Origin of the sequence: Kitasatospora phosalacinea (assembly GCF_000717185.1) — a bacterium.
GTDB classification, from domain to species: domain Bacteria; phylum Actinomycetota; class Actinomycetes; order Streptomycetales; family Streptomycetaceae; genus Kitasatospora; species Kitasatospora phosalacinea_A.
Genome location: NZ_JNYE01000045.1, coordinates 45,576 through 59,510 on the forward strand (window position 1 = coordinate 45,576; position 13,935 = coordinate 59,510).

Annotated in this window: 12 protein-coding genes; 10 read left to right on the forward strand and 2 right to left on the reverse strand. The window is 73.3% G+C overall.

The features are described 5' to 3' along the window. Positions 1-238: 238 nt before the first annotated feature. From OO57_RS19895 to OO57_RS19905, 3 genes are all read left to right on the forward strand, one after another. Positions 239-1,111: a FadR/GntR family transcriptional regulator gene (locus OO57_RS19895; RefSeq protein WP_033253899.1), complete on the forward strand. Its 873-nt coding sequence runs from the start codon at positions 239-241 to the stop codon at positions 1,109-1,111. Between the two features lie 505 nt (positions 1,112-1,616). Then, positions 1,617-3,239 (forward strand): RNA polymerase sigma factor, encoded by a 1,623-nt coding sequence (locus tag OO57_RS19900; protein ID WP_033253900.1) that lies wholly within the window; start codon positions 1,617-1,619, stop codon positions 3,237-3,239. Positions 3,240-3,490: 251 nt separating this feature from the next. Then, the gene (locus OO57_RS19905; protein ID WP_081973815.1) at positions 3,491-4,342 is read left to right on the forward strand and encodes a S1 family peptidase; all 852 of its coding nucleotides are present in this window, start codon (positions 3,491-3,493) and stop codon (positions 4,340-4,342) included. Between the two features lie 95 nt (positions 4,343-4,437). Here the strand turns inward: OO57_RS19905 and OO57_RS19910 are convergent, their stop codons facing one another. Beyond that, positions 4,438-4,668, reverse strand: a complete 231-nt coding sequence (locus tag OO57_RS19910; RefSeq protein WP_033253901.1) for a DUF7455 domain-containing protein — start codon at positions 4,666-4,668, stop codon at positions 4,438-4,440. A 469-nt stretch (positions 4,669-5,137) separates the two neighbouring features. Between OO57_RS19910 and OO57_RS19915 the strand changes: the two genes are divergently transcribed. The 6 genes from OO57_RS19915 to OO57_RS19940 all read left to right on the forward strand — a co-directional run bounded on the left by OO57_RS19915 (position 5,138) and on the right by OO57_RS19940 (position 11,975). After that, positions 5,138-7,249: a DNA gyrase/topoisomerase IV subunit B gene (locus OO57_RS19915; protein WP_033253902.1), complete on the forward strand. Its 2,112-nt coding sequence runs from the start codon at positions 5,138-5,140 to the stop codon at positions 7,247-7,249. 147 nt (positions 7,250-7,396) lie between these two features. Then, positions 7,397-7,879 (forward strand): CcdC protein domain-containing protein, encoded by a 483-nt coding sequence (locus OO57_RS19920; protein WP_033253903.1) that lies wholly within the window; start codon positions 7,397-7,399, stop codon positions 7,877-7,879. Between the two features lie 104 nt (positions 7,880-7,983). After that, positions 7,984-9,144, forward strand: coding sequence for a sensor histidine kinase (locus OO57_RS19925; protein WP_106974047.1), 1,161 nt, complete (start codon positions 7,984-7,986; stop codon positions 9,142-9,144). Between the two features lie 62 nt (positions 9,145-9,206). After that, a complete protein-coding gene (locus OO57_RS19930) occupies positions 9,207-9,845 on the forward strand; it encodes a response regulator (protein WP_418909900.1) in 639 nt (212 codons plus the stop codon). A gap of 112 nt (positions 9,846-9,957) precedes the next feature. Beyond that, the gene (locus tag OO57_RS19935; protein WP_033253905.1) at positions 9,958-10,374 is read left to right on the forward strand and encodes a DUF485 domain-containing protein; all 417 of its coding nucleotides are present in this window, start codon (positions 9,958-9,960) and stop codon (positions 10,372-10,374) included. Next, on the forward strand, positions 10,371-11,975 hold the full coding sequence (locus OO57_RS19940) for a cation acetate symporter (RefSeq protein ID WP_033253906.1): 1,605 nt from the start codon (positions 10,371-10,373) through the stop codon (positions 11,973-11,975). Before OO57_RS19935 ends, OO57_RS19940 begins: the two co-directional genes overlap by 4 nt. A gap of 79 nt (positions 11,976-12,054) precedes the next feature. Here OO57_RS19940 and OO57_RS19945 read toward each other — a convergent pair whose 3' ends face one another. Further along, positions 12,055-12,960, reverse strand: a complete 906-nt coding sequence (locus OO57_RS19945) for a sucrase ferredoxin (RefSeq protein ID WP_033253907.1) — start codon at positions 12,958-12,960, stop codon at positions 12,055-12,057. A 151-nt stretch (positions 12,961-13,111) separates the two neighbouring features. Between OO57_RS19945 and OO57_RS19950 the strand changes: the two genes are divergently transcribed. Next, on the forward strand, positions 13,112-13,870 hold the full coding sequence (locus OO57_RS19950; RefSeq protein WP_158715177.1) for a hypothetical protein: 759 nt from the start codon (positions 13,112-13,114) through the stop codon (positions 13,868-13,870). Positions 13,871-13,935: the final 65 nt, after the last annotated feature.

Below are 13,935 nucleotides of genomic sequence, written 5' to 3' on the forward strand. Positions count from 1 at the left end.
CGGGGCTTCGGGTCTCCGAGCGCCCGGCCGGGGAAAGCCGCGGGAGGTGCTGCCGGGAAGGGCCCTGACGGTGTGACAGCAGGGGCGGGAGGAACGGCGGGGAAAACGGCCCGGGATGGCCGGTATGCGCATTTACGACTGATAAGAAGTCAATTATCCAGACACGGCCGATCACCCTTTCGTGTGCTTTTCAGGAGAATGCTCAAGGCGGCCCCGCCGATCGCCGACAAAGGAGGGCGTGAGTACCCTTGCGCACCCCACCGTGACCGCCGCTCGCCAGGCCGAGTCGATCTCCGCCTCCGAGTTGGACCGCTTCCCGTACGCCGACCGCCCGACCCCGCCCGCCCCCCGCTGGGAGGGGGCGGAGAACGACCTCGCCCGGGTCGGTCGCAAGACCACCAGCAGCCGCGGCCGCGGCCTGCACGGCCAGCTGGTCCAGCAGCTCGGCCAGATGATCGTCTCCGGAGACCTGGGCGCCGACCGCCCGCTGGTGCCGGAGGAGATCGGCCAGCGCTTCGAGGTCTCCCGCACCGTGGTGCGGGAGTCGCTCCGGGTGCTGGAGGCCAAGGGCCTGGTCTCGGCCCGGCCGAACGTCGGCACCCGGGTCCGCCCGGTCAGCGACTGGAACCTGCTGGACCCGGACATCATCGAGTGGCGCGCCTTCGGCCCGCAGCGCGACGAGCAGCGCCGCGAGCTGTTCGAGCTGCGCTGGGCGATCGAGCCGCTGGCCGCGCGGCTGGCCGCCGGGCACGGCCGGGAGGACGTCCAGCACCGGCTGGTCGAGCTGACCGAGATCATGGGCCAGGCCGGCAACCAGGGCGACCTGGTCAGCTACTCCCGGGCCGACGCCGAGCTGCACGGCCTGGTGCTGCAGATGGCCGGGAACCGGATGCTGGAGCACCTGTCCGGGATCGTGGCCAATGCGCTCCAGGTCTCCGGCGGTTCCGGCACCACCTGCGAGCGCCCCTCCGAGTCGGCGGTCAGCCTGCACGCCCGGCTGGTGGACGCGCTCGGGACGGGCGACGGCACCGCCGCCGAGGCCGCCGTCCGCGCGCTGCTCACCGTCCACCCGGACATCGAGCACGCCGTCCCCGCGCCGCGCGAGCACTGAGCGGCCCGTCCCGACCCGACCGCCGCTCCGACCGGATGGCCCTTCCGCTGCCCCACCCGCGCAGCCGAGGGGCCATCGGCACACCCGGCCCCGACAGCCCTGCCAGCTCTGCCGGGCCCGGACCGCCGCCCCCCGCCGGGCCCGGACCGCCGCCCCCCGCCGGGCCCGGACCGCCGCCCCCCGCCGGGCCCGGACCGGCCGCCCTCGCCGCCACCCGTCGGCGTCCGTCGGCACCCCCGCCGGGCCCGCGGATAGGCCGCTCGGGGGCAGCCCGCACCGGCGGTCGGGTGGTGTGACGGGCGCCACGACGGGCATGCGTAACACTTGAGGGGCGGCAGCGATGTGTACGGAGCGGAAGCAGCTCCGGAATATCACCACAAGCCAGCTGGCTGTGTTGGTCCGCGGCGCTGCTGCCGTCCTGCAGATCCCGGTCACCGTCCACCCGCCCGAGCAGTCGGGCCGGTCGGTGCGGGTTCGTGTCCACTCATCGTCCGAGAGGTTGTTCGTGTCGGCCAGCACATCCCGTTCGCTTCCCCCCGAGATCGCCGAGTCCGCGGCACTGCTGGCGCTCATCGAGCGGGGCAAGGCCCAGGGGCAGATCGCCGGTGACGACGTGCGCCACGCGTTCGAGGCGGACCAGATCCCGGTTACCAAGTGGAAGAACGTCATGCGCAGCCTCAACCAGGTGCTGATTGAGGAGGGGGTGGAGCTGATGGTCAGCGCGGCCGAGCCGGCCGGCGCCAAGCGCAAGAGCGTCGCGGCCAAGAGCACCACCAAGCGCACCGCGACCAAGGCGGTCACCACCCGCACGCCGGTCGCCCAGACCAAGCCCCCGGTGCGGATCGCCCCCGCGGCGAACATCGCCCCGTCGGTGTCGGTGGCCGCCGCGGTGACCAGCACCGAGGTCACCGTCGTGGAGTCCATCGACGTCGCCGAGGCGAAGGCCGCCGTCAAGAAGGCCGCCGCCCCCGCGAAGAAGGCGGTGGCCAAGAAGGCCGCCCCGGCCAAGAAGACCGCCGCCAAGAAGACTGCCGCGGCCGCCAAGCCCGGGGGCAAGGCCGGCGACGAGGACATGATCGGCGAGGAGGAGCTCCTCGAGGACGTGGCCCTGCCCGGTGACGGCAAGGAGGGCGAGGCCGAGGAGGAGACCGACCAGGGCTTCGTGCTCTCGGACGACGACGAGGACGACGCCCCGGCCCAGCAGGTCGCCGTGGCCGGTGCCACCGCCGACCCGGTCAAGGACTACCTGAAGCAGATCGGCAAGGTCCCGCTGCTCAACGCCGAGCAGGAGGTCGAGCTCGCCAAGCGCATCGAGGCCGGCCTGTTCGCCGAGGACAAGCTGAGCCAGGCCGACAAGCTCGCCCCGAAGCTCAAGCGCGAGCTGGAGATCATCGCCGAGGACGGCCGCCGCGCCAAGAACCACCTGCTGGAGGCCAACCTCCGCCTGGTGGTCTCGCTGGCCAAGCGCTACACCGGCCGCGGCATGCTCTTCCTGGACCTGATCCAGGAGGGCAACCTCGGTCTGATCCGTGCGGTCGAGAAGTTCGACTACACCAAGGGCTACAAGTTCTCCACCTACGCGACCTGGTGGATCCGGCAGGCGATCACCCGTGCCATGGCCGACCAGGCCCGCACCATCCGCATCCCGGTGCACATGGTCGAGGTCATCAACAAGCTCGCCCGCGTGCAGCGCCAGATGCTCCAGGACCTGGGCCGCGAGCCCACCCCGGAGGAGCTGGCCAAGGAACTCGACATGACCCCCGAGAAGGTCATCGAGGTCCAGAAGTACGGCCGCGAGCCGATCTCGCTGCACACCCCGCTCGGCGAGGACGGCGACAGCGAGTTCGGCGACCTGATCGAGGACTCCGAGGCGGTCGTCCCGGCCGACGCGGTCTCCTTCACCCTCCTCCAGGAGCAGTTGCACTCCGTGCTGGACACCCTGTCCGAGCGCGAGGCGGGCGTGGTCTCGATGCGCTTCGGCCTGACCGACGGCCAGCCGAAGACGCTGGACGAGATCGGCAAGGTCTACGGCGTGACGCGCGAGCGCATCCGCCAGATCGAGTCGAAGACCATGTCGAAGCTGCGCCACCCCTCGCGCTCCCAGGTGCTGCGCGACTACCTGGACTGATCCGGCACCCGGGCCAGGCCCGGGCGTCACCTGGACGGGCCCCTCCGCCACCGGCGGAGGGGCCCGTTCGCGCGTCCGGGGGTACCCCGATGGGGTGGCGGACGGGCACAGCGGGGGCACGGGGGGTGACCGACTGACTACGCTGGGCCGGTTGCCGTGCTGCGCACCGGACCGCGGGACCCGAACCGGGGCCGAACCGCGGGGCCGAACCGCTGCACCCCGAATCCCCGCCGAACCCCCCTGGAGAACCGGTGCCCATCCTGGACACGTTCGCGCCTCGGCTCCGCCGCCGGGCGGTCGCGCTCGTCGCCCTGGCCGCCCTGCCCGCCCCGCTGCTCGCGCTGGGTGCGGCCGGGCCGGCCGTCGCGCAGCGGCGGATCATCGGCGGCACCGGCGCCAGCACCGGCGACCACCCGTGGATGGTGGCGCTGGCCAGCCGGCAGCAGTTCGGGTCGGCCCGCTCCGGGCAGTTCTGCGGCGGGGCGCTGGTCAGCCCGACCAAGGTGGTCACGGCCGCGCACTGCTTCTACGACGAGTCCACGGCCCGTCCGACCGAGCGGCCCGGGCTGCGGGTGATCGTGGGGCGGGACGACCTGCGGGGCACCGCGGGACGGGAGGTGGCGGTGCGCGGGGTGTGGATCGACCCGGGCTACAGCTTCACCGCGAACACCCGGGACGTGGCGGTGATCACGCTGGCCGAGCCGCAGGACGGACGGCCGGTGCTGGAGATGGTGAACCCGGGCGAGACCGAGCCGTACGCGGCGGGCACCCCGGCCACGGTGTTCGGCTGGGGCGACACCCGGGGCAACGGGAGCTACTCGAACACGCTGCGCCAGGTCACGGTGCCGATCATCTCGGACGAGGCGTGCGGGCACGCCTACCCGGGCGGTGCGGACAGCGCGTACGACGCCCGCAGCATGGTGTGCGCGGGCGAGCAGCAGGGCGGCCGGGACGCCTGCCAGGGCGACAGCGGCGGGCCGCTGCTGGTGGCGGGGCGGCTGGCCGGGCTGGTGTCCTGGGGCGCGGGCTGCGCGGAGGCCGACCACCCCGGGGTGTACACCCGGATCGCGGCCGTCTCGGAGGCCGTGCACGGCGTGCTGTGAGCCGGGCTGCGGTGGGAACGCCACGGCCGGGTGGCCCGCCCCAGGAGGGGGTGGGCCACCCGGCCGCTAGGCAGCTCGGGAGAGCAGCGGGAGCGTCAGCGCTCCCCCTCCTCGGCGACCGTCGGGGTGCCGGAGAGGCGGTCGCTCTCGTCGTGTATCTCCACGGCGATCTTCTTGAGCTCGGGCTCGAACTTGCGCCCGTGGTGGGCGCAGAACAGCAGCTCTCCGCCGCTGGAGAGGACGACGCGCAGGTAGGCCTGAGCGCCGCAACGGTCGCAGCGGTCTGCCGCGGTGAGCGGGCTCGCAGGGGTCAGAACAGTAGTCACGTCGCCTCTTCTCTAGCTCGACGAGCTGTGTACCAGGATCAACATCCAACCAGGTCGAATTCGTTCCCGCTCGTGGCTTTTCTCTTGGAGGATTCTGCCGTCGTCTTGATGAGGACGTGCCCCGGGCAACGATGGTTCATGCGTATCGATTCCCGCGGCCGGCCAATCGCCTCGAACGCCCGATCGGGCCGGGGTGCGAGGTCCGCGTAGCATAATCCTCTGCTGGGTTGGAGCATAAGCCCCGTCCCGGAACCCGTTGAAACGCATCGCAGCAGCTCCGCAGCCCTCACCGGCCGCCCCGATCCGCCAGGAGCCGTGGTGTCGGCAGGAGATGGCAGGCTGGGAACCGCCTCCGGGGCGGGAACCGTGTTCGCGCAGCGCGTACAAGGCGCGCGGACCCCAGCGGCCCGGATCTCAGTTGCTGAGAGCATGCGGGGGTGTCCGTCAACGTCATGGAGGAGTGCAGAGCGTGAGTGGAGAAAAGACCGGCCCGTCCTCTCTGGTGACCGGTGAGGGCGGGTCCGACTACACCGCGCGGCATCTGCTCGTCCTGGAAGGGCTCGAGGCGGTCCGCAAGCGGCCGGGCATGTACATCGGGTCGACCGACAGCCGCGGTCTGATGCACTGCCTGTGGGAGATCATCGACAACTCGGTGGACGAGGCCCTGGGCGGGTTCTGCGACCGGATCGACGTGCTGCTGCACCAGGACGGCTCGGTCGAGGTCCGCGACAACGGCCGCGGCATCCCGGTGGACGTGGAGCCCAAGACCGGGCTGTCCGGCGTCGAGGTCGTGATGACCAAGCTGCACGCGGGCGGCAAGTTCGGCGGCGGCTCGTACGCGGCCTCCGGCGGCCTGCACGGCGTCGGCGCCTCGGTGGTCAACGCGCTGTCCGCCCGGCTGGACGTGGAGGTGGACCGCTCCGGCACCACCCACGCGATCAGCTTCCGGCGCGGCACCCCCGGCGCGTACGAGGGGGAGGGGCCGGACGCGAAGTTCGAGCCCGGCAGCGGCATGACCAAGCGGGGCAGGTTCGCCAAGACCCGCACCGGCACCCGGATCCGCTACTGGGCGGACCGGCAGATCTTCCTCAAGGACGCGAAGCTCTCGCTGGAGTCGCTGCACAACCGGGCCCGGCAGACCGCCTTCCTGGTGCCCGGGCTGACCATCGTGGTGCGCGACGAGCGGCTCACCGAGAGCGAGCAGGTCGCCGAGGAGACCTTCCGCTACGACGGCGGGATCAGCGAGTTCTGCGAGTTCCTGGCCCCCGACCGCCCGATCTCCGACGTGCTGCGGCTGCGCGGCGAGGGCACCTTCAAGGAGACCGTCCCGGTGCTCGACGAGCTCGGGCACATGACCCCCACCGAGGTCACCCGCGAACTCGGGGTGGACATCGCGCTGCGCTGGGGCGCCGGCTACGACACCACCCAGCGCTCCTTCGTCAACATCATCTCCACCCCCAAGGGCGGCACCCACGTCACCGGCTTCGAGCGGCAGCTCGCCAAGACCGTCAACGAGGCGCTGCGGGCCGCCAAGCTGCTGCGGGTCGCCGAGGACGACGTCACCAAGGACGACGCGCAGGAGGGCCTGACCGCGGTCATCACCGTCCGGCTCGCCGAGCCGCAGTTCGAGGGGCAGACCAAGGAGGTGCTCGGCACCTCGGCGGCCAACCGGATCGTCGCCGCCGTGGTCGCCAAGGAGCTGAAGGCCTTCCTCACCTCCGCCAAGAAGGACGAGAAGCTCCAGGCCAGGGCGGTGCTGGAGAAGGTCGTCGCGGCCGCCCGGACCAGGGTCGCGGCCCGGCAGCACAAGGAGGCGCAGCGCCGCAAGACCGCGCTGGAGACCTCCTCGCTGCCCGCCAAGCTGGCCGACTGCCGCAGCGACGACGTGGACCGCAGCGAACTGTTCATCGTCGAGGGCGACTCCGCGCTCGGCACCGCGAAGCTGGCCCGCAACTCCGAGTTCCAGGCGCTGCTGCCGATCCGCGGCAAGATCCTGAACGTCCAGAAGGCGTCCGTGAGCGACATGCTCAAGAACGCCGAGTGCGCCTCGATCATCCAGGTGATAGGAGCGGGCTCGGGGCGGACGTTCGACATCGACCAGGCCCGCTACGGCAAGGTCATCTTCATGGCCGACGCCGACGTCGACGGCTCGCACATCCGCACCCTGCTGCTGACGCTGTTCCACCGCTACATGCGGCCGATGGTCGAGCAGGGCCGGGTGTTCGCCGCGGTCCCGCCGCTGCACCGGATCGAGCTGACCAACCCCAAGCGCGGCCAGGAGAAGTACCACTACACCTACTCCGACGCCGAACTGCGGCGCACCCTGCTGCAGTTCCAGGGCAAGGGGCTGCGCTGGAAGGACCCGATCCAGCGCTACAAGGGCCTCGGCGAGATGGACGCCGACCAGCTGGCCGAGACCACCATGGACCCGCGGTTCCGGATCCTGCGCCGGATCAACCTGGGCGACCTGGAGTCCGCGGAGAAGACCTTCGACCTGCTGATGGGCAACGACGTTGCCCCGCGGCGGGAGTTCATCGTCGACTCGGCGGCCACCCTGGACCGCTCCCGGATCGACGCCTGAGCGAGCCGGCGCGGAAGGGCTCTCCACCCTGGGGTGGAGAGCCCTTCGCGTGCTCCGCGGGCGGGATCAACCCGCGCTCCGAGGACCGGGGGGCCCGCGCTCCGTAGCGTTCAGGGAGTCGAGAACACCCCGCCTGGAGGCACTGAGATGACCGCCCTGTCCGATGTCCTGATCGCCGTCGCCGTGATCGTCCTGGTGGTGGGCCGGCAGCTGCGGGCCCACCGGCTGGACACCGAGCGCCGGTTCTGGCTGCTGCCGCTGGTGCTCGCCGTCGTCGCGCTGCGCGACCCGGTGCTGATCGACCCGGAGCACCGGACGGCCGCCGCGGTGCTGGTGGTCGGCTCGCTGCTGACCACCGCCGGGATGGGCTGCGTCTGGGGCTGGACGGTGCGGATCTGGCGCGAGGCCGACGGCTCGCTGTGGAGCAGGGGCACCAGCGCCACCGCGTTCGCCTGGGTCGGCGCGCTCCTGGTCCGGGCCTGCTGGTACGGGGCGGGCGCCGCGCTGCACGTCCACCAGTCCGGCAGCGTGCTGCTGCTCTCGCTCGGCCTGCTGCTGCTGGTCCGCTCGGCGGCCGTCCAGTGGCGGGCCCGGCAGCTGGACGGCGAGCAGCACGCCCTGGCCGCCTGACGGACCGTCGCGCCCGACGGACCGTCGCGCCCGACGGACCGTCGTGCGAGCGCCGCCGTGCCCCACCGGGCCCGGCGGCACCGCCGTTGAGGGAGGATCATCCGGTGAGCACACTGGAACGCTGGACCCGGTGGCCCGCCGGGGACGTCCCGGTCCGGGAGCGCAGTTCGCGGGCCCGGACCGTGCTGTCCCTCTTCGGCCGGACCGCGGGGCTGGCCGCCGTGGTGTTCGGCACCTTCGCCGAGCACCGGTACCCCGGCTGGCACGCGCTGTCCCCGATCGGCTGGATCGCCGCCGCGGTCGCCCTGTTCACCGGCTGGCACCTCGCCTGCCGGGCCCGGCGGCTGTGGCCCGCGCTGGGCTGCGCCGCCGGACTGCTGGCCACCGCCGGACTGGCCCACGAGGGCGGGGCCGACACCCTGGCCTCGGTGGTCTGGTGCGGCCTCGCGGTGCTCGCCGTGATCCGGCTGCCGCTGGCCGCCGGACTGCTCACCGCCGGGGCGGCGCTGGTCAGTTACAGCCTCGGCTCGGGCGACTCGCTGCTCGCGCTGCTGGCCGTCGCGGGCGGCATGGGCCTGCTCGGCTACCTGCTCCGGCTGGACGGCCAGGCCCGCTCCGCGCAGCGCGCCCTGCTCGCCCAGGAGCGGGCCGCGCAGGCCGCGCAGGCCGAGAGCGCGGCGCTCGCCGAACGGGCCAGGATCGCCCGGGAGATCCACGACGTGCTCGCGCACAGCCTCTCCGCGCAGCTGGTGCACCTGGAGGCGGCCCGGCTGATGCTGGACGCCGGGGCCGAGCGGGCCGAGATCCGCGAACGGGTGGTCGCCGCCCGGCGGATGGCCCAGGACGGCCTGGCCGAGACCCGGCAGGCGCTGTCCGCGCTGCGCGGCGAGTTCGCCCCCGTCGCCGAGTTCGTGGCCGAGCTGGCGGCGCAGTCGGGGGCCGTGCTGGCGGTCGAGGGGGTGCCCCGCCCGCTGCCCGCCGAGGCGGGGCTGGCGGTGCGCCGGGTCGCCCAGGAGGCGCTGACCAACGCCCGCAAGCACGCGCCCGGCGGCCGGGTCGGCGTCCGGCTCGCCTACCTGGAGGGGGAGGTGGAGCTGCGGGTGGACAACTCCGCGGCCCCGCGCGGCGGACACCCCGTGCTCGGCGACAGCGGGAGCGGGTACGGTCTGCTCGGGATGCGCGAACGCGCGGAACTGCTCGGCGGCGAACTGCTGGCGGGCCCCGACGAGGGAGGGTGGCGCGTGCTGCTGCGGGTGCCGGCGTGACGGACGGACCGATCCGGGTGGTGGTCGCCGACGACCAGACCGTGGTGCGCGAGGGCATCGTGATGCTGCTCGGCCTGCTGCCGGGCATCACCGTGGTCGGCTCCGCGCCGGACGGCGAGGAGGCGCTGCGGCTGGTCGCCGAGCACGCCCCCGACGTGGTGCTGATGGACCTGCGGATGCCGCGCTGCGACGGCGTGGAGGCCACCCGTCGGATCCGCGCCGGGCACCCCGGCACCGAGGTGGTGGTGCTCACCACGTACGCCGACGACGACTCGCTGTTCTCCGCGCTGCAGGCCGGGGCGCGCGGCTTCCTCACCAAGGACGCGGGCGCGGAGGAGATCGCCCGCGCCGTCGCCGACGTCCGCTCGGGCGCGGCGGGGCTCTCCCCGCAGGTCCAACTGCGGCTGCTGGAGCGGCTGTCGGAGCCGGGGCAGGCCGCGCCGGAGCCCGCGCCCGCACCCGCGCCGGCGCCCGCACCGGTCCAACGCCCCCCGCTGCCGGACGGGTTGACCCAGCGGGAGGCCGAGGTGCTGGCGCTGATTGCTGCCGGACTGTCCAACGCGGAGATCGCGGGAAGGTTGTTCGTCAGCCCCGCAACGGTGAAAACGCATATCAACAACCTTTTCGCCAAGACGGCGGTACGGGACCGTGCGCAGGCCGTGGCGTACGCCTTCAGGCATGGAATTTCCGAAGGTTCGTAGGCCCACGTCCTGGTAGCTGGTTCGGGTGAACGTATCTGCACCGGTTTCGTGAGTGGTTTGTGACGCTCCATCATGGTTCGGTCGTAGTGACCGAAATGATGAGGTGTCGGCTGTGGCACAGCAGGAGAGAGTCGACTGGTGGGCCGCGGCCGCCTCCCGTCCCCGGGTGGTGGCGCAGCGGCGGACCGCGGAGCCCGCGCCGCCGGAGGAACGGGCCGGGCGGGAGGTCTACCGGAGCGTCCAGGAGAGCGACGCCTTCCAGGAGATCCGGAGCGGCTACCGCTCGTTCGTGTTCCCGGCCAGCGCCGGGTTCCTGACCTGGTACCTGCTGTTCGTCGCGGCCCAGGCGTTCGCGCCGGAGCTGATGCGCCAGCAGGTCGCCGGGCCGCTCAACCTGGCCTGGCTGCTCGGCCTCGGCCAGTTCGCCTCCACCTTCCTGCTCACCTGGCTCTACGCCCGCAACGCCCGCACCAAGCGCGATCGAGCCGCCCTCGAGCTGCGCTGGGACACCCAGGACCAACTGCGATGACTCCACACCCCAGCCACGGCCTCGCGATCGCGCTGTTCGCCGTCGTCGTCGCCGTCACCCTGACCATCACCGTCTGGGTCGGCCGCCGCGGCCACGCCGCGGAGGACTTCTACGCGGGCGGCCGCGACTTCTCGCCGCTGCAGAACGGCTTCGCCCTCTCCGGCGACTACCTGTCGGCCGCCTCCTTCCTCGGCGTCACCGGCCTGATCGCGCTCTACGGCTACGACGGCGTGCTCTACAGCATCGGCTTCCTGGTCGCCTGGCTGGTCGTGCTGATGCTGGTCTCCGAACTCGTCCGCAACGCCGGCCGCTACACCCTGGCCGACGTGCTGGCGCTGCGGATGCGCCAGCGCCCGGTGCGCGCCGCGGCCGGTCTCGCGTCCATGGTCGTCACCCTGATGTACCTGATCGCGCAGATGGTCGGCGCGGGCAGCCTGGTCGCCCTGCTGCTCGGCACCGACAGCGGCACCGCCAAGGGCTGGACCATCGTCGGCGTCGGCGGCCTGATGATCGTCTACGTGACGGTCGGCGGGATGCGCGCCACCACCTGGATCCAGATCGTCAAGGCCTTCCTGCTGGTGGCCGGTTCGTTGCTGCTCACCGGGCTGGTGCTGGCCCGCTTCCACGGCGACCTCGGCGCGCTGATGCACGCCGCCGCGCAGCACAGCGGCGTCGGCGACAAGTACCTGGAGCCCGGCCTGAAGTACGGGGCCAGCACCACCAGCCGGCTCGACTTCGTCAGCCTCGGCCTGGCGCTGGTGCTCGGCACCGCGGGCCTGCCGCACATCCTCAGCCGCTTCTACACCGTGCCCACGGCGCGGGCCGCGCGGCGCTCCACGATGTGGGCGATCGGCCTGATCGGCTGCTTCTACCTGATGGCGATCGTGCTCGGCCTCGGGGCCGGCGCCGTGGTCGGCGCGAAGGCCGTCAAGGCCGCCAACCCGGCGGGGAACACCGCCGTGCCGCTGCTCGCCCTGGACCTCGGCGGCGGCGCGGACTCCACCTGGGGCCTGCTGCTGTTCGCGGTGATCTCGGCGATCGCCTTCGCCACCATCCTCGCCGTGGTCGCCGGGCTGACCCTGGCCTCCTCCGCGGCCTTCGCCCACGACCTCTACGCGCGGGCCTGGCGGCGCACCGGGGAACGGCAGGTCTCCGAGCGCGAGGAGGTCATCGCGGCCCGGATCTCCGCCGTCGTGATCGGCGGACTCGCGGTCGTGCTCAGCCTGTTCGCGCAGAAGCTGAACGTCGCGTTCCTGGTCGGCCTGGCCTTCGCGGTGGCCGCCTCGGCGAACCTGCCGACGCTGCTGTACTCGCTGTTCTGGAAGCGGTTCACCACCCGCGGCGCGGTCTGGTCGGTGTACGGCGGCCTCGTCCCGGCGGTGCTGCTGGTGCTGTTCTCGCCGGTCGTCTCCGGCGCGAAGACCTCGGTGCTGCCCGGCGTCGACTTCCACTGGTTCCCGCTGGAGAACCCGGGCCTGGTCTCCATCCCGCTCGGCTTCCTGGCCGGCTGGCTGGGCACCGTCCTGAGCCGGGAGAAGGCGGACGAGGACGGCTTCGCCGAGCTGGAGGTGCGGGCCCTGACGGGCGCGGGCGCGGCCTAGCGGGGACGGACGCGCCGAGGGGCCGCGACGGGCGGGCGGGGGACCGCCACCGTCGCGGCCTCTCGGCGCGTCCGGGGGCTCAGGGGGTCAGCGGTGAAAGTTCCACCACGTCCATCCGGGACGGGGTGCCCGGGGCCTTGCCGCAGCTCTCGGGGCGGGGCGGCTCGGCGGCGGACTCGACGACGGTGGCGCGCCAGCGGCGGCCGTCGGCGTGCCGGACGTCGACCGTCCAGGGGGAGCCGCCGGGGTGCTGGTGCAGGGTCAGGGCGTCGGCCGCGTCCTCGCCGGTCAGCTCGCGCACGGCCTGCTCGGCGGCCTGGGCGGGGCGGGGCCAGTAGGAGCGGCCGCGGGAGTGGGCGGGGACGGTCCGGCCGGTGGCGGTCGCGGCGAGGACCTCCTTCGCGGTCTCGGCGGTGAGCCGCCCGTACGCGTAGCCGTGCGGCAGCACCAGCACGGTGGGGGAGAAGCGGTGGCCGCCGAGGTGGGTGACCTCCCAGACCTCGCTGTGGCCTGCCGCGGCGATCTCGGCGGCGAGCGGGCGGCCGAGCAGCGCGCAGCAGCGGTCGCGGCGGCCGTTGGTGCACACCAGGGCGATCGGGCCGCCGACGTGCGGGGCGCCGAAGGAGCCGTGGTCGCCCGCGCCGAGGGCGGCGAAGTCGAGGCCGAGCAGGTCGGCGGGGGAGGCGAGGTGGCCGCGGCGCACCCACGGGTCGGCGGGGGAGGTGTGGGCGAGCAGCACCTCGTGCCGGGCGGTGGCGCCGGCGTCGGCGTGCCGGCCGGGGCGGCGGATCAGGGCGACCCGGACGCCGGTGCCCGCGGTGGCGCGGTCGAGGGCGGCGCCGACCCCGGGGTCGAGGTGGCTGCCGGTGAGCGCCTTCGCGCCCCACGGGCCGGACTGTTCGAGCAGCAGCCAGGTGGTGGCGGTGGCCGCGGTGGCGCTCAGCGGCTCGGACAGTTCGCGCGACAGCGTCGTACAGATGCTCACCCGGCTCACCCTACGGCCGGAGGGCCCTCCCGGGCGCGGTGGTGCGCCCACGGAGGGCGGGCGGCGGGCGGGCTATGCTGAGGCCGCGTGCTGGCAGTTGACGTTCTCTTGGGGGAGTCTTGAAGTTCTTCCTGCGCGGTGGGGGTAGCTGATGCACGGTGCACCTCAGGCGATGCCGGAGACGGCCCGGCCGATGAAGCGGCGCTGGCGGCCCGGGCTGCTGCTGTGGTTCGTCCTGCAGTGGGTGCTGATCCCGGCGGAGCTGGTGCTCACGGTGGTGGTGTGGCTCCCGTTCAGGACGGTCTACGAGATCGAGGAGCTCGGCAAGGGGCGCGACTGGTTCATGCTCGGCTGGGTGCGGCTGCTGGTGCGCCCGCTGCACCGCTTCGTCGGCCCGGCCCGGTTCGCCCGGGAGTGGACCAACGACCAGCGGCGCTGGGACGCCAGGCTGGCGGAGATCTGCCGCACCGCGGCCGGGGCGTTCGCCCGCGGCCCGGGCCGCAAGTACGCCTTCCGCGGCTGGGCCAGCCTGCGCTGGGGGAACGGCACCACGGAGTTCCTGGTGCGGGGGAGGGACTACCGGGGCGCCCGGCCGGAGCCGGTCCTCGCGATCGCGGCCCAGCACGGCCTGTACGTCTTCTTCCACGAGTACAGCAGCGACTTCCTGCTGTCGACGACACCGGTGGAGCGGCCCCAGCAGGTGCCGGGCCAGCACCCGGCGGGGCAGCAGGCTCCCGGCCAGTACCCGCCCCACCCGTACGGACAGCCCGGCCAGCAGGCTCCCGGCCAGTACCCGCCCCACCCGTACGGACAGCCCGGCCAGCAGGCACCCGGCCAGTACCCGCCCCACCCCTACGGACAGCCCGGCCAGCAGCCGCCGCCCGGGCAGTACCCGGCGTCGTACAACTGACTCCGCACCGACGCACGAGGGGCGGGCGCCCACCGGGCGCCCGCCCCTCCCGCGTCCGTGCGCGC